Raw genomic sequence first — 18,524 nt, 5'->3', positions numbered from 1 at the left:
CTAGCGGCCGCGGGGCATGCCGAGGACGCGCTCGGCGACGATGTTCTTCTGGATCTCGGTGGTGCCGCCCTCGATCGAGTTGCCGCGGGCGCGCAACAGCTCGAACGCCCAGCCGGCGTTGCCCGTCAGCGCCTCGGAGCCGACGACGTCGACCGCGAGCTGCACGAGCAGCTGGTTCGTCTCGCTCCACAGCCACTTCGTCAGCGAGCCCTCGGGACCCGGCTGGCCGTACTGCTCGATCGCGGTCAGGCCCTTCCAGGCCATCAGGCGCAGCGCCTCGGTGCGCACGTGCAGGTCGGCTAGACGGTCGGCGATCAGCGGGTCGTCCGCGCGGCCGGTGGCCTGCGCCTCGGCGACCAGGCGGTCGAGCTGCTGGCGCAGGCGCACCTGCAGGAAGAACGCCAGGCCGGCGCGCTCGTTCATCAGCGTCGTCAGCGCGACCTTCCAGCCGTTGCCGACGCCGCCGACGACCATCGAGTCGGGGATCCGCGCGCCGTCGAGGAAGATCTCGTTGAACTCGGGGTGGCCCGTGATCTGCACGAGCGGGCGGATGTCGACGCCCTCCTGCTCCATGTCGAGCACGAAGTACGTCAGGCCCTTGTGCTTCGGCGCGTCCTGGTCCGTGCGCGCGACGAGCATGCACCACTTGGCGTACTGGGCGCCCGACGTCCAGACCTTCTGGCCCGTGACGACCCACTCGTCGCCCTCCTTGACCGCGCGCGTCTTCACGGCGCCGAAGTCCGAGCCGGCGTCGGGCTCGGAGAAGCCCTGGCACCACGTCTCGTCGGCCGAGAGGATCGTGGGCAGCAGCCGCTCCTTCTGGGCGTCGTCGCCCCAGACCATCAGCGTCGGGCCGGCGAGCAGGATGCCCAGCACGTCGGCCGGCAGCGGCGCGCCGGCGCGGCCGAGCTCCTCGAAGAAGATCGCCGTCTCGGACAGGGTGGCGCCGCGGCCGCCGACCTCGGTCGGCCAGTGCACGCCGGCCCAGCGGCCCTCGTGCAGGGTGCGCTGCCAGGCGCGGCGCCACGCCCACTGCTCGTCCTCGTCGGTGGGCTCGGGCGGCAGCGCGCCGGCGGGGCCGTGCTCGCGCAGCCAGGTGCGCAGCTCGTCGCGGAACGCGAGCTGCTCGGGGGTGAACGTCAGGTCCACGGTCCTCTCCTCAGTGCTCGGGGGTCGGGGCGGGAAGGTCGGGGTCGGCGGGCGCCGGGGCGGTCAGGAGCGCCTCGGCGCACAGGCAGAAGACGTCGGCCAGCTCGGCCAGGCGGTCGGCGCGGCCGGCGCGCACGTGCTCGGCGGCCAGCTGCTCCGTGCCGGCGCAGAGCACGCGCAGCGCGTCGGCGGGTGGCTCGTGCAGCGTCTCGCGCTCGCGGGCGGCCAGCACGAACGTGCGGCGGTAGCGGGCGGCGAAGGCGTGCAGCGCCTCGTCGCGGACGGCCAGCGCGGCGGGGCCGGCCAGCTGCACCTCGAGCAGGTACGCGCGGGCGAAGCGGGCGTCGGCGGCCATCGTGCGCAGGTACGCCTCGATGCCCGCGCGCAGCTGCTGCCGCCACCCGTCGGCCGCGCGCACCGCCTCGTCCACGCGCGCGTTGAGCACCTCGACGCCGTGGCGGTACGCCTCGACGAAGAGCTCCTCCTTGCCGGCGAACTCGGCGTAGAACGTGGAGCGCGAGACGCCGGCGGCGCGGACGACGTCGGCGACCGTCGTCGACGCGTAGCCGCGCTCGCCGACGACCGTGGCGGCGGCCGCGAGCAGGCGCGCGCGCTGCGGCCGGACGGCGCCGGGGCGGCCCGCGCCGAGGGCGGGGTGGTCGGTGAGGAGGGGGTCGGCCGGCACGCCGGCCGTACCCTACGGGTACGGGGGCGTACCTGGCAAGTACGCGGCGCGGACGGCGGGAGGAGTGGGACGGGCGGGCTGGGGAAGTGAGACACCGTGTTTCGGCTCGGGGGGAGCGTGCGCGGTGGGGCCACGGGCGGGGTGGGGCGGGTCGGCGCGGCGTCGTGCGGGTGAGGCGCGGCGGGTTACGTGGTCCGCCCCGGCGGGTGAGGCGGATCGCCGGGCGGGTGAGGCGGGCCGGGCCGGCGGGTGAGGCGGGCCGGGCCGGGCGGGTGAGGCGGATCGCCGGGCGGGTGAGGCGGGCCGGGCCGGGCGGGTGAGGCGGATCGCCGGGCGGGTGAGGCGGGCCGGGCCGGCGGGTGAGGCGGATCGCCGGGCGGGTGAGGCGGGCCGGGCCGGGCGGGTGAGGCGGATCGCCGGGCGGGTGAGGCGGGCCGGGCATGCAGGTGAGGCGGAAACCGCTGGTGAGGCGGATTCATGCGACATGCCCACCTCAATCCGCCTCGCCCGCGTGATCCGCCTCACCTCGGTCTCCGATCCGCCTCACCGTCGCCCTCGACCCGGTCCCGCGTGACGAGGGACCCGGCCGCCTCCGGGACGACCCGGCACGCCTCGACACCACCCGGCGCGCCTCCACACCTCCCGGCTCGCCTCCGTACCCCGACCTGCCCCCCGACCCTGGTCCGGCTGCGGGCCGCCCCAATCCGCCTCGCCGCGGACGCTGACCCACCTCACCCACGCACGCCGACCCGCCTCACCCACGCACGCCGACCCGCCTCACCCACGCACGCCGACCCGCCTCACCAACGCACGCCGATCCACCTCACCACCACCTCGGGCCGCGTCGCCCGGGCCCGCGACGGCCCGCCCGCCGCGCAGGACCGGCCCGTCGACCCCCGCACGGCCACACGACCCGCATACGCGCGCCGCGCCGCCGCACGAGCGGCCCTCACGCCCGCCAGCGCCCGAGCCACTCCGTGGCCTGGCCCGCGAGCGCGGTCTGCAGCCGCGGGCCGAACGAGATCCGTCCAACCCCGAGACGCGTCAGCCGCTCCAGGTCGTCCCGGTCGGCGAAGGCGGTGATGTTGACCGGCCGCGGCAGCGCCGCGACGAGCGCGGCGATCCGCTCGTCGTCCTGGACGGCGACGGGGTACAGGCTGTCGGCCCCGGCCTCCGCGAGCGCCCGCAGCCGCGCGATGCCCTCGTCGAGCAGCGCGTCGGTCTGGTCGTCCGCACGCAGGAACAGGTCGGTGCGGCCGTTGACGACGAGGGGGACGCCCAGGTCGTCGGCCGCCGCGCGCACCGCCCCGACGAAGGCGGCGTGCTCGTCCGCCCCGCGCAGACGACCGCCCTCGCCGTGGACCGTGTCCTCCAGGTTGACGCCCACGCCGCCGGCCTCGAGCAGCCCGCCGACGAGCTCGACCGGCTCGACGCCGTACCCCGACTCCAGGTCGACGGACACGGGAACGTCGACCGCGTCGACGATCCGGCGGACCGCGATCAGCACCTCGGAGAACGCCAGCTGCTCGCCGTCGCCCGACCCGAGCGCCTCCGCCAGCGGATGGCTGCCCACGGTCAGCGCCGAGAACCCGGCGTCGACGGCCAGCCGCGCCGACCACGCGTCCCACACGGTCGGCAGGACGAGGGGACGCTCCTCGTGCAGGGCCTTCAGGCGACGGGCGAGAGCGGTCGTGCGGTCGGACACCATGGCGTGCTCCGGGATCGGGAATGACGGGCGGGACCGCGGCGATCGTCCCAGCCCGGCGCGCGGCCGTCGACGGCCGGTCGCGCCGAAGTGGCCTACGCCGTCGCCGCGCGCCGCCCGGCCCGCACGTGCACGAGCACGAGGGCGGCGAGCAGCGCGGCAGCCGCGCAGAGGCCCGCACCGACGCCGTAGGCGCCGACCAGACGCGGGCCGACCGGGATCTCGGCGGCGCTCGAGTCGAGCGACGCCGCGACCGACGCCACGACGGCCCGCAGGCCGACGAGCGCCGCGATCAGGCCCGCTGCGGCCACCGTCCCCGACCGCGCCGCCGGTCGCGCCGCTCGCAGCAGCCGACCGAGCACGAGCGCCCCGGCGGCCAGCCCCACCGCGGCGGCCGCGAGCGCCGGGAGCTCGTCGACGTGCACCGGCAGGAGCGCGGCAGCGCCGAAGCCCATCCCGAGCTCGGCGGACGCGCGCGCCGCGTACGGCAGGACCAGCGCGAGCACCGCCGCCCCGCCCGGGCGCCACGCGGCGACGCCGCCGAGGCCCGAGAGGGCGAGCAGCAGCCGGGCGGGATCGCCCGGCCCGAACACGGCGTCGGTGCGCATCGCCGTGGGCATGGCCGCGTTCGGCGCGTGGGCCCACCAGCCGTCGGGCAGCACCGCCGCCACGACGAGCAGCAGGCCGAGGAGGGCGAGCACCGGTTCGGCGTGCGCCGGCCGCAGCCGCAACGCGAGCCCGTGCCCCAGCAGCGCGACCGCCTCGCGCGTGGAGGCACGGCCGCGGGCATCGTCGCCGTCGAGGAGCGTGCCGACGAGCAGCCGCCCGTGCGCGCGGCGGAACGCGGCGGGATACGCGCGCAGGGCCGCGCGGTACCGCCACGGGATCACGCCGCGCCCCCCGCCGGCCCCAGACGCGTCGCGACGACGTCGGCGGCCCGCCGCAGCCGAGCTGCCTCGTCGCGCACCGCCGCGGCGCCGGCGTCGGTCAGCCGGTAGTACCGCCGCAGCCGCCCGTCCACGACCTCGTCCCCGTCCGCGACGACGAGGCCGGCGCCCGCCAGGCGGTCGAGCGCGCCGTAGAGCGTTCCGGTCGCCAGCCGCACGTCGCCGCCCGACAGCTCGGCGGCCCGCTGCACGATCCCGTAGCCGTGCCGTCGGCCGTCCGCGAGGCTCGCCAGGACGAAGAAGGTGGTCCGGGTCACGACCGGGAGCATACGTCGCCGAACGATATATGTCGAGCGGAGGATCCCTTCGCCATGGCCGTGCGTACAGTGACCGTAAGCGCGCACCACGGGCAAAGTTGCACGGCATGCAGAAAGTGGTACGGTGTCTTCATGCTTCGCGCCGGCCGCCGACCATGACCACGTCCCCCTTCTCGTCGCCGGCGGAGCCCGCCCGCGCGCGTCGGCGCGCGCTCATCACCGCCGTCCTGACCCGCCGGCACGAGCAGGGCCTCGCGCGCCGGGCGGCCGCCGCCGCTCCCGCCGCGCCGGTCCCGGGCCTGCCGGCCGCCCGGGACGCCGACGCGCCCGCCGTCGACCCGTCCCCCGCTCCCACCGTCGGCGCTCCCGCCGTCGGCGCCACCACCCTCCCCGGCCCCCCGGCCTCGACGCCGTCGGGCTCGGCCGCCGCCACGCCGATCGCCGCGCCGGTGCGCGTCTTCCTCGTGCTGGGCAGCCTGGGCCCGACCGCCGGGCTGGGCGCCGCGTTGGCGGCCACGGGGCGCTTCGTCGTCGTCGGGGCGTCGTCGGATCCGGTCCTCGGCGTCGACCTGGCCGCGGAGGCGCAGCCGGACGTCGTCCTCGTCGACCGCTTCCTGGGCCTGGCGGACGGGCTGGCCGTCGCGCGACACCTGCACCGCGACGCGCCGCGCGCCGCCATCGTGCTGCGCACGCCCTGGCCCGAGCCGGACCGGCACGACGCCGCCCGGGCCGGAGCGGCGACGACGGTCGACGTCGCCGCGGGGACGGACGAGCTGGCCGCCGCGCTGCTGGCCGCCGGGGCCCGCCCGGGCGTCGCCGCCTAGCCCTGGTGCGGCGCCGCACCGGCCGGCACCGGCCGGCGCAGGTGCGCGTCCAGGCGCTTCTGGAAGGCCCGCATCTCGCGGTGGGCGCCGAACGCCGCCGGCACCGCGCCGAGCACCGGGATCGCCCGCAGGCCGCGCGATCGCAGGCCCTTCGCCGAGAACCGCTCCCGCAGCCCGGGCAGCTGACGCATCTGCCAGAACAGGCGCAGGGTGGCGAGCGGCGTCCACTTCTGCGGGATCTTGTCCCGCAGGAAGCGGCCGCCGCGAGCCACGAGCGCGTCGAGGAGCGAGCCGTCGTCCGTGCCGTTCGCGATCGCCCGCGCCTGCTCGGGGTCGTCGAGCAGCTCCCAGGCGATCAGCAGGTCGGCGGCGACGTCGGCGTTCGAGCGGTCGGGGTGGCGGTCCACGACGGTCGCGACGCCCGCGCGCGCCTGCTCGACCATCCCGACGACCTCGGTGGGGATGAGCCCCGCGGGACCGAACGCCCCGGCCAGCGCCGAGCGGTTGCGGGTCCGCGCGCGGGCGTGGCCGGCGGAGCGGTCGGCCTCGGTCTCGCCGCGCAGGATGCCGACGAGCGCGACGAGCACCTGCTCGGGCACGTTCGGCAGCCGGCCGCCGGCGCCGGGGCGCCAGCGTCCCGCCGCAGCCGCCGTGGCGGCTCCGAGGGCCGCGAGCTCGCGCGGACTGAGGGGCAGGAGGGGGTCGCCGGCCATGCGCACAGGCTACGCGGCGCGCCCCTCGATCCGGCGGATCACCGGCCGCGCCGCCAGCAGCAGCCCCAGCAGGACCGCGACCGCGGCCCACAGCACCGGGTCGGTCGGCGACAGGTCGTCGAGCCGGTGGCCCAGGAGGACGACGGCGCAGGTCAGCGGGAGGAAGCCGACGACCGTCGTCCAGGCGAAGCGCAGGACGGGCACCCGCAGCACGCCCGAGACGACGCTGGCGATCGTGAACGGCACGACCGGCACGAGCCGCGCCGCGATCAGCGGCAGGGCCCCCGCCCGCTCGAGCAGCAGCTCGGTCCGCTCGATCCGCCGCGCGCCGAGCAGGCGCCGCACGGCGGGTCGGCCGAGCCACAGCCCCAGGGCGTAGCCGATCAGCCCCGAGACGAGCCACGCGGCGAGCATGAGCGGTACCCCGATCCAGAACCCGTAGACGAACCCGGCCGCCGCCAGGGCGATCTCGGCGGGGTACGGCACGACGACGTGCACCTGCACGAGGACGACGAGGACGAGCGCGCCGACCACGGGCTGCTCGCGCAGCTCGGTGCGCAGGGCGTCCGTGTCGCCGTCGAGCACGTGCCGGAGCGCGTCGTGCACGGCGGGCACGCGGAGCGCCAGGACGACGAGGGCGGCGAGCACCGCGACGGTGACGGCGGCGGCGGTCCAGCGCCGGGGATCGCGCATCCTGCGGACGCTAGGGCCGCCCAGCCGCCGCGGGGTGGCGATGCGGTGAACGCCGGCCCCGGGCGGGATGCGCCCCGGGGCCGGTCGCGCGCGGCCTACAGGCCGTGCTCGGCGAGGCGGCCGACGATGACGTCGGCGTAGCGCGTGTAGTGCGAGAGGTCGAAGACGCGGTCCAGGTCCAGGCCGGCGCAGCGCTCGTCGGCGGCGGCGAGCTGGCGCAGCGGCGTGCGGGTGTCCCACGCGCGCTGGGCGAGCTCCTGCGTCGTCCGGTACGCCTCGTCGCGGACGAGCTCCTTGTCCTCGATCAGCGCCAGGAGCAGGCGCTGCGAGTAGAGCGCGCCCGACGTGATGTCGAGGTTCTCCGTCATCCGGTCCTCGTGCACGACGAGCCCCGAGACGACGCGCACCGCGAGCGACTGCATGTAGTCCAGCGCGATGGTGGCGTCGGGCAGGATGACCCGCTCGGCACCGGAGTGCGAGATGTCGCGCTCGTGCCACAGCGCCACGTTCTCGACGCCCGCCTGGGCGTAGCCGCGCAGCACGCGGGCCAGGCCGGTGATGCGCTCCGTCGTGATCGGGTTGCGCTTGTGCGGCATCGCCGAGGAGCCCTTCTGGCCCTTCTTGAACGGCTCCTCCGCCTCGCGCACCTCGGTGCGCTGCAGGTGCCGGATCTCGGTCGCCAGGCGCTCCAGGCCGGCGCCGGCCAGGCTGATCGCCTGCAGCAGCTCGGCGTGGCGGTCGCGCGGGATGACCTGCGTCGACATGGGCTCGGCGGCCAGGCCCAGGCGCCGGAGCACCCGCGCCTCGAAGTCGGGCGACGTGGCGGCGTACGTGCCGACGGCGCCGGAGAGCGCACCGACGGCGACCTGGTCGAACGCGGCCTGCAGGCGCTTGTGGTTGCGGTCGGCCTCGAGCGCGAAGCCGGCGAGCTTGATGCCGAACGTCGTCGGCTCGGCGTGCACGCCGTGCGTGCGGCCGACGCAGACGGTGTGGACGTGCTCGCGCGCCTTCGCGGCCAACGTCTCGGAGACCTCGCGCGCGCCGCGCAGGATGATCTCGCCGGCCTTGCGGATCTGCAGCGCCAGCGCCGTGTCGAGCACGTCGGAGGACGTCAGGCCGTAGTGGATCCAGCGGCCGCCCTGGCCGGCGTCGGCGGAGAGGACGTCGACGAACGCCGCGACGTCGTGGTCCGTGACCTTCTCGCGCTCGTGGACCGCCTCGGCGGTGAAGGTGGCCGCGCGGATGGCCTGGAGGTCCTCCTCGGTGGGGCCCTCCATCTCCTCGCAGGCGGCGACCTCGACCTGCCGCCAGGACTCGAACTTCGCGTCGTCGGTCCAGACGGCACCGATCTCGGGGCGGGTGTAGCGCGGGATCATCGCCGGATATTGTCCCCGATCGGCCGTCGGGCGGCGACCGGCCGTGACCGCTCCACCATGCGTCTACGGCGTCACCAGTCCCGTCGAGCGCGGCCGATCCCCCCGCCATGCCACCCCTCCGCCTACCCCTCGCCCTGGGCATCGCCGCTGCGCTGCTCGGGCCCACCGCCGCCCACGCGGCCGTGACGACCTCGGCCGTGACGTCGGTCTCCGGGGCTCAGCAGCCGCACATGTCCGACGATCGCGACCAGGCGGCCACCGCCTCCGCCAACCAGATCACGGTCGCGGGCACGACCGACGGGACGACGGGCGACAACGTCAAGATCGTCTGCTCCAGCCGCAACAACACCGTCAACCAGACGTTCTCCGCCTCGACCCCGGTCAACGCCGACGGCAGCTTCAGCGCCACCGGTTCGATGCGGAACATCTACACGTACCTGAACCTGTGCGACCTGCGCGCCGTGCCCACGGGCGGCGGCATGCCGAGCGTCCTGGCGCCCTTCGCGGCCAAGCGCGTGCAGGTCGGCGAGCACTACTCCTACAAGCACGGCTCGGGCCCGAACGCGGGCGTCGTCACCGACTTCTGGATCGAGGGCGCCGGCGACAAGGCCGGCGCGGGGTACAACTCGATCGGCGGCTGCGGCCTGTGCGACATGTCGCTGCACAACCCGACGACGCTGGAGATGTCGCCCGAGCTCTACGGGTCCAACGCCGCCCTGTTCTCCGGGACGGTCACCGCCGGTGGCGTCTCGCGCCCCTCGGCCAAGATCGACGGCGCGCCTGCGTACACGTCGGAGTCCGCCGTCCAGACCAACCAGTCGGCGTCCGGCGTGCCGCCGCTGCAGTGGACGCAGCACGTCGATCCCGACACCGGCGACCTGACGATCACCGAGACCGACGCGCTCGTCACGTGCGCCACGTTCCCCGTCACCAACGGCTCGGCGGACTGCCCGGCCTTCACGCCCACCGGCGTGACGATCAAGCGCACGATCAAGCAGAACCACGACGGCCAGCTCGTCGCCATCACCGACCGGATCACGTCGACCGACGGCAACGCCCACACGTACGACTTCGCGTACTTCCAGTGGATCGGCAGCCAGGGCGGCTACCGGTTCCCGGGCGAGTCGGGCTTCTCGCCGCACACCACCAACGACGTCGTCGCCGGGGAGCCCGGCCCGGCCGCGGTGTCCCAGTTCATCCTCAACAACTCGAGCGCCCCGTCGTTCAACAACCCGCTGGGCGCGATGGTGACCACCCCGGCGGCCGACCGCTACGCCTTCGGCAGCCCCGGCTACTTCTACGACGTCCAGACGGGCGCCGTCCCGGCCGACGGCGCCGCGACCGTGCGCCACATCTACGCGCTGGCGGCCGACACGACGACGCTGGACCGGCTGAAGTCCGACGCGGTCGACGTCTACGTCGCCCCCTCGGTCACGCTGGACGCCCCGGCCGACGTCAGCACGAACCAGGCCACGCTGACCGGCACCGCCTCGGCGATGGGCACCCTGACCAGCGTGACCGTCAACGGCGTCGCCGCGACCATCGACGGCCAGGGTCACTGGGCCGCCACGATCCCGGTCACCGAGGGCGCCAACGCCGTCACGGTCGTCGCGACCAACAGCGCCGGCCTGACGAAGACGGAGACCGGCTCGGTCACCTACGCGGTCCCGACCCCGCCGAGCACGCCCTCGACGCCGGACACGCCGACGCCTCCGACGACCGAGCCGTCGAAGCCGGCCGCCCCGACGCCCGCCGCCCAGCCGCTGCCGGTCGCCACGATCCCCGTGACGACGGCGCCCACGGCGACGAAGACGCTCGACGTCGCGCTGACGACCAAGAACACGAAGGTCGCGCAGACCCCGCAGAAGACGACGCGGATCGCCCTGGCCTGCACCGGCAACGGCACCTGCGCCGGCGTCGTCCGGATGACCAAGGTCCTGCGCGTCCGCGGCGTCCGCACGCGGGTCCTGCTGGGCACGGCCACCTACGAGGTCCAGGCCGGCAAGACCGTCCTGGTCCCGCTCAAGCTGACCGGCTTCGGCAAGAAGATGCTGGGCCGCCAGTGGAAGCGCATCCTGCACGCGCAGGTGCGCGTCACGCAGTCCGGCGTCACGTCGGGCGGCACCGTCGCGATCAAGCGCACGAAGTAGCCGCCGACGCAGGACGGCCTCCGGCACGGGCGCTCCGGCGTCCGTGCCGGAGGCCGTCCGTGTGCCCTCACCCCGGCACGCGACCCCGCACCGGCGCCCGCGGACGCCGCAGGAACGCCGCCGCCGCGAACGCCCGACGCCGCGCCGGGGTCGCGTCCGGCGCCAGGGCGTGCAGCACGTCGTCGAGCCCCGGCGCGGGGCGCCCCAGGGCCGTCCGCAGCGCCGCGACGTCGACCACCACGCCCGGGCCGAGCGGCACGTCCGGCGCCAGGTCGCGCAGCAGCTCGAGGGCGCGGACGGCCTCGTCGGCCGGGGCGTCGAACAGGTCGGCGAGGGGGACGCCCAGCGCGGTGGTGCGCGCGGTCGCCGGCGCGCCGTCCGCCCGGGCGGCGCGCAACGCCGCGGCCGCGTCCGGCGTCAGGGACCACCCGGGCCGGACGGCCAGGCGCGCGAGGTCGAGGACCGCCTCGGGGCGCCGGTCGAGCACCGCCGGGTCCGCCAGCCGCACGCGCCGGGCCGCGAGGTCGCCGCCCGGGTCGTCCACCGGGCCGGCGAGCGGCAGCGCCGCCGTCAGGACGGTCAGGGCCGGGTCGGCCCGGACGCCGCGGCCCGGCGCCGGCGCGGCGGGGTGGGCCCGCACCGCCACGGCGGGCGGCGCGTCCAGCACCAGGCCCACGGCCCCCTGCGCCCGCCGGTGCGAGGCCCCGCCGCGCGCCCGCCGCCCGAGCTCGCGCACCAGCTCGCGCGGCGCCCCCTCCCACCGCAGGTCGACGACCGCGGGCGTCCGGCCGTCCCGCAGCGCCACGAGCGCCTCGCCCGTGACCGCGACGCCCGGCAGGGCGCCGGAGAACGCCGACCGCGACGACGCCCGCTCGGCGGCGGGGCCCTGCAGCAGCGCCAGCAGGCGCCGTCCGCCCGCCGTCGCTCCCAGCCCCTCCCGCAGGTCCACGTCACGCACGCGCCCATCCTCGTCGCCCCTCCGCGCGACCGCAACGACCGCAAGGTCCCCGGCCCGGGTGGTGCGTGCCCCCGGCCCGCCGGGATCGCGCCCGGCGCGGGCTAGCCTCGACGCATGGACTCGGTGCAGTACCCGCAGATCCTCGAGGACCCGCTCCGCAACCGCGGCACGGCGTTCACCGAGGAGCAGCGGCGGGTGCTGGGGCTGGACGGGCTGCTGCCGCCGGCGATCGAGACGCTCGAGCAGCAGGTGACGCGCGCCTACGAGGTGTTCCGCCGGCGCCGGACGCCGCTGGACAAGTACGTCAACCTGCGCTCGCTGCGCGACACGAACGCCGTCCTCTACTACCGGCTGCTCGTCGACCACCTGGAGGAGGTGCTGCCGATCGTCTACACGCCGACGGTCGGGCTGGCGTGCCAGAACTTCCACCGCATCTTCCGCCGCCCGCGCGGCCTGACGCTGAGCTACCCGCAGAAGGACCGGCTGCGCGAGCTGCTGCGCAACCGCCGCGAGCGCGAGGTCGACGTCATCGTCGTGACCGACGGCGAGCGGATCCTCGGTCTGGGCGACCAGGGCGCCGGCGGCCTGGGCATCCCGATCGGCAAGCTCGCGCTCTACACGGCCATCGGCGGGCTGAACCCCGCCCGCACGCTGCCGATCGTGCTCGACGTCGGGACGAACAACCGGGAGCGGATCGACGACCCCGGCTACCTCGGCTGGCGCCACGAGCGGGTCACCGGGCCGGAGTACGACGCCTTCGTCGAGGCGTTCGTGTGCGCGGTCGAGGAGGAGCTGCCCGGCGCGCTCGTCCAGTGGGAGGACTTCGCGTCGCACAACGCCCGCCCGATCCTGGACCGCTACCGCGACCGCCTCTGCACCTTCAACGACGACATCCAGGGCACCGCCGCCGTCGCCCTCGCGGCGCTCATCGGCGGCGCGAAGGCGTCGGGCGTGCCGCTGACGGAGCAGCGCGTCGCGATCCTCGGCGCCGGCTCGGCGGCGATGGGCGTGGCCGACGAGATCCGGCAGGCGATGATCGACGACGGCCTGTCCGCCGCCGACGCGCAGCAGCGCTTCTGGGTCGTCGACGTCGACGGCCTGCTGACGGAGGACCGCACCGACCTCTCCCCCGCCCAGCGCGTCTACGCCCGCCCCGGCGGCGAGCTGCAGGGCGCCGGCCTGCTCGACGTCGTCCGCGCCGTCCGGCCGACCACCCTGATCGGCCTGTCGACCGCCCGGGGCGCGTTCACGGAGGAGGTCGTCCGCGAGATGGCCGCCCACACGGAGCGGCCGATCGTCTTCCCGCTCTCCAACCCCACCGCGCGCGCCGAGGCCGAGCCGCAGGACCTGGTCCGCTGGACGGACGGGCGCGTGCTGATGGCGACCGGCTCGCCGTTCGCCCCCGTCGAGCACGCGGGCCGCACGATCCCGGTGACGCAGTCCAACAACGTCTACGTCTTCCCCGCCGTCGGCCTGGGCGTCGTCGCGGCGCAGGCCGCGCGGGTGACGGACCGGATGATGCGGGCGGCGGCGCGCTCCGTCGGCGCGCACTCCCCCGCGCTGACCGACCCGCACGGCCCGCTGCTGCCGCCGATCGGGGAGCTGCGCGAGATGACGACCCACGTGGCGCTCGCGGTCGCCGTCGCCGCGGTCCAGGACGGCGTGGCGCCGCACCGCGACGAGGCGGACCTGCGCGAGCGCATCGCCCGCGCGCGCTGGGAGCCGGTCTACGACGGCTGAGCGCCCAGGCCGCGCCGGCGGGCCAGCAGCCACGTCGCCACCGTCGCCGCGTCGACCACCTCGCCGTCGTCGACCATCGCGTCCAGCGCGTCCGGCGTGACGGCGCGGTGACGCAGCATCCCCTCCTCCTCCGCGTCGGGCTGCAGGGCGCCCGGCCGCAGGTCCGTGGCCAGCCACGCCGTGAACGTCTGGTCCGACATGCCGGGCGCGAACGCCAGGTCCGCCAGCCGCACGAGGGTGCCGGCCTCGAAGCCCGTCTCCTCGCGCAGCTCACCGCGCGCCGTCGCCTCGGGATCGTCCGGGCCGTCGTCGTGGTGGGCGCCCTGCGGCAGCTCCCAGCTCCAGCGGTCGAGCGGATAGCGGTGCTGCCCGACGAGGTGCACGTGCGTGCCGTCGAACGGGACGACGACCGCGGCGTGCGGCTTCATCACCACCGCGTACATGCCCGGCCGCGGCGTGCCGTCGGGATGCGGACGCTCGATGACGTCCTCGCGCACCACCATCCACGGATTGCGGTACGCCTCGCGGGAGGAGACGCGGCGGGCGCGGGGCTGGTCCGGGTCGGCGGGCGCGGTCACCCGGTCAGTGTCGCGCCCTCGCGGCGCTCCTGCGCGAGCGCGGTCCGCGACCGGCCGTCAGACGACGGGCGCCCGGCCGTCGCCCGCGTTCAGGATCCGCACGGCCAGGTGCGCCGCGTTGCGCGCGGCGTCCAGGCCGACCGCCGCGACAGGCACGCCGTCGGGGCACTGCACCACGGACAGCAGCGCGTCCAGGCCGCCGCCGGCCGATCCCAGGCTGGACAGCGGCACGCCGATCACCGGCAGATCCGTGTAGGCGGCGGCGATGCCGGGCAGCGCCGCCGACAGCGCCGACGCCGCGATCAGCACCCGCAGGCCCCGCAGCCGCGCGCTGCGGCAGTAGTCGGCCACGAGCTGCGGCTCGTGGTGCGGGCTCATCGTGCGCAGCTCGAACGCCACGTGGTGGCGGCGCAGCACCTCGCCGGCGGCGCCCATCAGCGGCAGGTCGTCCTCGTCGGCCACGAGGATGCCGACGAGCGGCCCGTGCTCGTCGATCGTCCCGACCGCGGCGCGCAGGTCGGGATCCAGGTCCAGGTCGAGATCGAGCGGGTCGGTCACGGGGCGGCGGGGACGCGGTCGCTGGCGGCGAGCCTAGCCCACCGCCGCCGTCCCGGCCAGCGCGCCGCCGCTCAGCTGCGCTCGACGGCGCGCAGCGCGATGTCGCGGCGCAGCTGCCGGCCGTCGAACGTGATGCCCTGCGCCGCGGCGTACGCGGCCTGACGGGCGGCGGCCGGCGACTCGCCGAGCGCCGTGACGTTCAGGACGCGCCCGCCGGCGGTGACGGTGCGGCCGTCCGCGTCGACCGCCGTGCCCGCGTGCGTCACCTCGGTGGCGGCCGGCACCGCGTCGAGCCCGGCGATCACGTCGCCCTTGCGCGCCGACGCCGGGTAGCCGGCGGACGCCAGCACGAGCGTCACCGCCCACTGCGGGTCCCACTCGAGCGTCGCGCCGGCCAGGCCGTCGCCGGCGGCGGCGACCATCAGGGCGTACAGGTCGGAGCGCAGGCGCGGCAGCACGGCCTGCGTCTCGGGATCCCCGAAGCGGGTGTTGTACTCGAGCACCCGCACGTCGTCGCCGTCGACCATCAGGCCGGCGTAGAGGACGCCGCGGAACGGCACGCCGCGGCGGGCGAGCTCGTCGACCACGGGCTGGTGCACCTGCGCCGAGATCGCCGCGACCCGCTCGGCGTCGACGCCGGCGACCGGCGAGTACGAGCCCATCCCGCCGGTGTTCGGCCCCTGATCGCCCTCGAAGATGCGCTTGTAGTCCTGCGCGGGGGCCAGCGGGAGCGCCCGCTCGCCGTCGCAGACCGCCAGCAGCGACAGCTCCTCGCCGTGCAGGAACTCCTCGACGACCACGGCGGCGTCGCCGAACTGGTGGTCCTCGAGCATGTCGACGAGCGTCGCGCGGGCGGACGCCTCGTCCTCGGCGATGACGACGCCCTTGCCGGCGGCGAGGCCGTCGTACTTCAGGACCACCGGATACCGCGCGATCGCGGCCATCCCGGCGTCGACGGTCGTGACCGTCTCGTACCCGGCCGTCGGGACGCCCGCGGCGATCATGATCTCCTTCGCGAACGCCTTCGAGCCCTCCAGGCGCGCCGCGGCGGCGGTCGGCCCGAAGGCGCGGATCCCGGCCTGGTCGAGCGCGTCGACGAGGCCGGCGACGAGCGGCACCTCGGGGCCGACGACCACCAGGTCGGCGGGCAGCTCGCGGGCGAGCGCCACCAGGCCGGGGACGTCGTCGACGGCGACGGCATGGACGGTCGCGTCGCGGGCGATGCCCGGGTTGCCGGGCGCGGCGTGGACGTCGAGCGCCTCCGCGGAGGTCCGGAGCAACGCGCGGACGATCGCGTGCTCGCGACCCCCCGCCCCCACGACGAGCACCTTCGGCATGCGGGGGACGGTACCCGACCCCGGACGGCCGGACCGCCGCGGGTGGCGGCGGCGCGGACGGCGGTCGACGGTGCGCGGCGCGGCCGCGGACGGCGGGCCCGGGCCGGGACGCCGTCCACCGCCGCGGCGGGCCTACGGGGCCGTCGTGCGGTCGCTGAAGAGCGTCGAGGAGCGGAGCTTGTCGCCGGCCACCGTGGCGCGCGTCCAGGCGACGGAGAAGCGGCCGTCGGGCAGCGCGCCGATGGCGGCGGCCCCGAACGCGTTCGAGCGGTCGAGCAGCTGCGCGTCGGTGAACGCCTCGATCGTCTCGGGCGCGCCGAGCGCGCCGCCGGCCGGGCGGAACGCCGCCTGGACGGCCACGCCGCGGTCGCCGTTGGAGCCGCCGAGCGGCCGCTCCTGCTCGCGGACGAGGACGACGCCGGTCGTGGGGCCGGCGACGGCGACGTCGTGGACGCGGCCGGCGGCCGCCAGGTCGCGGACGGCGCCCAGGCCGCCGGTGGCCTCGGACTCGGCGACGCGCGGGATGTCGTGGGCGGTGCCGTCCGCGACGCTGCCGACGGTCTGGTTCCACGCGACCGTCGCGCGGTTCTGCCCGTCGACCGCGGCGACGACCGCGCCGCCCGGCGCGCGGACGGCGGCCGTGCCGGTGTCGATCGGCTTCGGCACCGCGAAGCGCCCCTTGTCGCTGTCGCGCGTCGTCGCGCGGACGACGAAGGGCTTGGTGCGCTCCGTGGCGGCGTCCTGCTCGCCCCACGCGATCACCGCGCGCCCGCCGGACCCGACGGCGGCGGCGACGATCGGGAAGCCGGGGCCGCCGCGGCGCAGCGTCTGGATCTTCGAGAGCTTGCCGGTGCGGACGTCGAGCGAGCGCACGAACAGCTTGCGGGTCTTCTCGCTCGCGCCCTGCTGGTAGACGAGGACGGTCTTGCCGCCGGCGCCGGTGGCCATCGCGAGCAGGCGGCTCGAGCGCGACCCGCTGATCAGCTTCGGCGTGCCCAGGCGGACCGCGGCCTTCGTGCTGGCGCGGCGCCACGCGGCGTAGACGCGGACGACGCCGTCGTCCCCGACCTCGCTCCAGCCCATCGCCAGGTTGCCGTTGGCCACGCCGGAGAAGCGCGGGGCCTCGTCGAGCACCGCGGTGCCGTGGGAGCGCAGCGTGCCGAGCGCCGCGTTCGGCGCAGCGCCGACCGAGACGCCCAGCCGGTAGCGGGTGAGCGACACGGACTTCGTGCCGCCCTTGCCGTCGGGGACGGTGCGGCGGACGGTGCCCATCGACTTCGTGCGCGGGAAGACCAGCTCGTCCTCATCGAGGGCGACCGGGGCGGTCTGGACGCCCTTCAGCGTGCGCAGGCCGTCCGGCTTCGGGGCCGCCGTGATGCCGACGAGCCGGCTGTCGACGGCGCCGCCCTTCGCGGCCTTGCGGCCGATCACCAGGCGGTTGCCGGCGCCGTCGACGGTCAGCGACGAGACGCCGGCGTCGGTGTCGACCTCGGTGGCCGGCGTCCAGGCCGCCGAGGCGGCGGCGGGCAGCAGCAGCCCGGTCGCCAGCGCGGCGACGACGACGGTGCGGGGACGGACAGGCGAAGGATGCGGCACGGAGACTCCTGGGGCGGACGGGCGCCGGAACACCCGCGCCCCGCTCGACGGTAACGCACGCACGCGCGGGTCACGCCGGTCCCCGGGGCCCCGTGCAAGGGGCGTTGCAGGGGCGGGACGCGGCCTGCACGACCGTCCCGCCCCGCCGGTCAGATGCTGGCGATGAAGTCGTCGACCGGGATCGCGGAGAGCGTCTCGAAGCTGCCGGTGCCGCGCGAGGAGAGCTCGAGCGAGATGCGCGAGATCGTCGTCTCGTCCGGCGCCTCGACGATGTTCACGAAGTCGTACTGCCCGAGGACCGCCCACTGCGCCTTCACGGTGCCGCCGAGCGCCTCGACCTCCTTGTTGACCTCGCGGATGCGCTGCGGGTTGTTCTTGATCGTCTGCACGCCGTCGGGCGACAGGCGGGTGAGCATGACGTAGGTGGGCACGGCGGGACTCCGGGTGTCTCGTGGGGGCGGCCCGCCGGGCGGCGGGCCGGTCCCGTCCTTCTACCCGATCCCGGACGCGGCGTGGGCGCCGCGGTGCGTACGATGCCTCCCATGACGCGGCGACGAGCGTGGACGGGCCGCCGGCTCGTGCTGGCCGTCGCGCTCGTGGTCGTCCTGCTGCTGGCCGGCGGGCAGCTCGTGCTCCCGGCGCTCGCGGCGCGGCAGGTGCGGCACGAGGTCGGCGATCCCGACGCCACCGTCGAGGTCGCCGCGTACCCGGCGTGGAAGCTCGTCGCCGGGCACGCGGACCGCGTCACCGTCCGCGCGGACCGCCTGGGCGACGACGGCGGCTCGCTGACCGACCTGCTGCGGCGGGCCGAGGACGTCGGCGAGACCCACGCCGTCATCGGCCGCGTGCGCGTGGGCGACGTGACGCTGCGCGACCTGGACGCCCGGATCGCCGACGGCCGCGTGCGCGCGACGGCGCGGCTGTCGCTGGCCGAGCTGTCGGCGCAGGTGCCGGGTGGTGGCCGCCTGCAGCCGGTCGCGCCCGCCGCCGACGGACGCCCGCGGCTGCGCGTGACGACGTCGGTGCTGGGCGTCCGCGCCGGCGCGACGGTGGTCCTGACGGCCCGCGACGGACGGATCGAGGTGGCCCCCGAGGCCGGCCTGGCGTCCCTCCTGCGCATCCCGGTCTTCGCGGACCCGGCCCTGCGCGTCGACGGGGTGCGGGGCTCGGCGTCCGGCGACGTCCTCTCGCTGGCCTTCACCGGGGGCCTGCGGTGACCCGGCGGACGTCCGTCGCCGACGGGCCCGCGGCGGGGACA

The 18,524-nt window shown here is 76.5% G+C and carries 18 protein-coding genes; 4 read left to right on the top strand and 14 right to left on the bottom strand.

Annotation, left to right across the window (positions count from 1 at the left end; all coding sequences use genetic code 11):
- From J3P29_RS17975 to J3P29_RS17955, 5 genes are all read right to left on the bottom strand, one after another.
- On the bottom strand, positions 1–1,149 hold the full coding sequence (locus J3P29_RS17975) for an acyl-CoA dehydrogenase family protein (protein WP_210495634.1): 1,149 nt from the start codon (positions 1,147–1,149) through the stop codon (positions 1–3).
- A gap of 10 nt (positions 1,150–1,159) precedes the next feature.
- A complete protein-coding gene (locus J3P29_RS17970) occupies positions 1,160–1,834 on the bottom strand; it encodes a TetR/AcrR family transcriptional regulator (protein ID WP_210495633.1) in 675 nt (224 codons plus the stop codon).
- A gap of 949 nt (positions 1,835–2,783) precedes the next feature.
- A complete protein-coding gene (locus tag J3P29_RS17965; protein ID WP_349239887.1) occupies positions 2,784–3,539 on the bottom strand; it encodes an isocitrate lyase/phosphoenolpyruvate mutase family protein in 756 nt (251 codons plus the stop codon).
- A 95-nt stretch (positions 3,540–3,634) separates the two neighbouring features.
- Positions 3,635–4,429: a hypothetical protein gene (locus J3P29_RS17960; protein WP_210495631.1), complete on the bottom strand. Its 795-nt coding sequence runs from the start codon at positions 4,427–4,429 to the stop codon at positions 3,635–3,637.
- Positions 4,426–4,743, bottom strand: a complete 318-nt coding sequence (locus J3P29_RS17955) for a PadR family transcriptional regulator (protein WP_210495630.1) — start codon at positions 4,741–4,743, stop codon at positions 4,426–4,428. The genes J3P29_RS17960 and J3P29_RS17955 overlap by 4 nt, the downstream gene beginning before the upstream one ends.
- Before the next feature lie 155 nt (positions 4,744–4,898).
- On the opposite strand from J3P29_RS17955, the gene J3P29_RS17950 reads away from it, so the two are divergent.
- Positions 4,899–5,567: a response regulator transcription factor gene (locus J3P29_RS17950; protein WP_210495628.1), complete on the top strand. Its 669-nt coding sequence runs from the start codon at positions 4,899–4,901 to the stop codon at positions 5,565–5,567.
- Here J3P29_RS17950 and J3P29_RS17945 read toward each other — a convergent pair.
- From J3P29_RS17945 to purB, 3 genes are all read right to left on the bottom strand, one after another.
- Positions 5,564–6,280, bottom strand: coding sequence for a hypothetical protein (locus J3P29_RS17945; RefSeq protein ID WP_210495627.1), 717 nt, complete (start codon positions 6,278–6,280; stop codon positions 5,564–5,566). The genes J3P29_RS17950 and J3P29_RS17945 overlap by 4 nt on opposite strands.
- A gap of 9 nt (positions 6,281–6,289) precedes the next feature.
- The gene (locus J3P29_RS17940; protein ID WP_210495625.1) at positions 6,290–6,973 is read right to left on the bottom strand and encodes a VTT domain-containing protein; all 684 of its coding nucleotides are present in this window, start codon (positions 6,971–6,973) and stop codon (positions 6,290–6,292) included.
- Positions 6,974–7,068: 95 nt separating this feature from the next.
- Positions 7,069–8,349: an adenylosuccinate lyase gene (purB, locus tag J3P29_RS17935; RefSeq protein ID WP_210495624.1), complete on the bottom strand. Its 1,281-nt coding sequence runs from the start codon at positions 8,347–8,349 to the stop codon at positions 7,069–7,071.
- 107 nt (positions 8,350–8,456) lie between these two features.
- Here purB and J3P29_RS17930 point away from each other — a divergent pair, with 107 nt between their 5' ends.
- Positions 8,457–10,499 carry a hypothetical protein gene (locus tag J3P29_RS17930; RefSeq protein WP_210495623.1) on the top strand — a complete coding sequence of 681 codons (2,043 nt, stop codon included), beginning with the start codon at positions 8,457–8,459 and terminating at the stop codon, positions 10,497–10,499.
- 67 nt (positions 10,500–10,566) lie between these two features.
- On the opposite strand, the gene J3P29_RS17925 is transcribed toward J3P29_RS17930, so the two are convergent.
- Positions 10,567–11,457 carry a hypothetical protein gene (locus tag J3P29_RS17925; RefSeq protein ID WP_210495621.1) on the bottom strand — a complete coding sequence of 297 codons (891 nt, stop codon included), beginning with the start codon at positions 11,455–11,457 and terminating at the stop codon, positions 10,567–10,569.
- Positions 11,458–11,571: 114 nt separating this feature from the next.
- On the opposite strand from J3P29_RS17925, the gene J3P29_RS17920 reads away from it, so the two are divergent.
- Positions 11,572–13,197 (top strand): NAD-dependent malic enzyme, encoded by a 1,626-nt coding sequence (locus J3P29_RS17920; RefSeq protein ID WP_210495620.1) that lies wholly within the window; start codon positions 11,572–11,574, stop codon positions 13,195–13,197.
- On the opposite strand, the gene J3P29_RS17915 is transcribed toward J3P29_RS17920, so the two are convergent.
- The 5 genes from J3P29_RS17915 to J3P29_RS17895 all read right to left on the bottom strand — a co-directional run bounded on the left by J3P29_RS17915 (position 13,185) and on the right by J3P29_RS17895 (position 17,697).
- The gene (locus tag J3P29_RS17915; protein WP_210495618.1) at positions 13,185–13,775 is read right to left on the bottom strand and encodes an NUDIX hydrolase; all 591 of its coding nucleotides are present in this window, start codon (positions 13,773–13,775) and stop codon (positions 13,185–13,187) included. The two genes, J3P29_RS17920 and J3P29_RS17915, sit on opposite strands and share 13 nt — an antisense overlap.
- A gap of 57 nt (positions 13,776–13,832) precedes the next feature.
- Positions 13,833–14,333 carry an AIR carboxylase family protein gene (locus J3P29_RS17910; protein WP_349239886.1) on the bottom strand — a complete coding sequence of 167 codons (501 nt, stop codon included), beginning with the start codon at positions 14,331–14,333 and terminating at the stop codon, positions 13,833–13,835.
- A 71-nt stretch (positions 14,334–14,404) separates the two neighbouring features.
- Complete coding sequence (gene purD / locus J3P29_RS17905) at positions 14,405–15,670, bottom strand: phosphoribosylamine--glycine ligase (protein ID WP_210495617.1); 1,266 nt, start codon at positions 15,668–15,670, stop codon at positions 14,405–14,407.
- Positions 15,671–15,802: 132 nt separating this feature from the next.
- Positions 15,803–17,266: a hypothetical protein gene (locus J3P29_RS17900; protein ID WP_210495615.1), complete on the bottom strand. Its 1,464-nt coding sequence runs from the start codon at positions 17,264–17,266 to the stop codon at positions 15,803–15,805.
- A 149-nt stretch (positions 17,267–17,415) separates the two neighbouring features.
- Positions 17,416–17,697 (bottom strand): GYD domain-containing protein, encoded by a 282-nt coding sequence (locus tag J3P29_RS17895; RefSeq protein ID WP_210495614.1) that lies wholly within the window; start codon positions 17,695–17,697, stop codon positions 17,416–17,418.
- Between the two features lie 111 nt (positions 17,698–17,808).
- Between J3P29_RS17895 and J3P29_RS17890 the strand changes: the two genes are divergently transcribed.
- Positions 17,809–18,483: a hypothetical protein gene (locus J3P29_RS17890; RefSeq protein ID WP_210495613.1), complete on the top strand. Its 675-nt coding sequence runs from the start codon at positions 17,809–17,811 to the stop codon at positions 18,481–18,483.
- The last annotated feature ends 41 nt before the right edge of the window (positions 18,484–18,524 follow it).

The organism is Patulibacter sp. SYSU D01012, from assembly GCF_017916475.1.
Taxonomy (GTDB): Bacteria; Actinomycetota; Thermoleophilia; order Solirubrobacterales; family Solirubrobacteraceae; genus Patulibacter.
The sequence above is the reverse complement of the archived record's forward strand: the minus strand, read 5'-3'. Positions and strand labels throughout refer to the sequence as shown.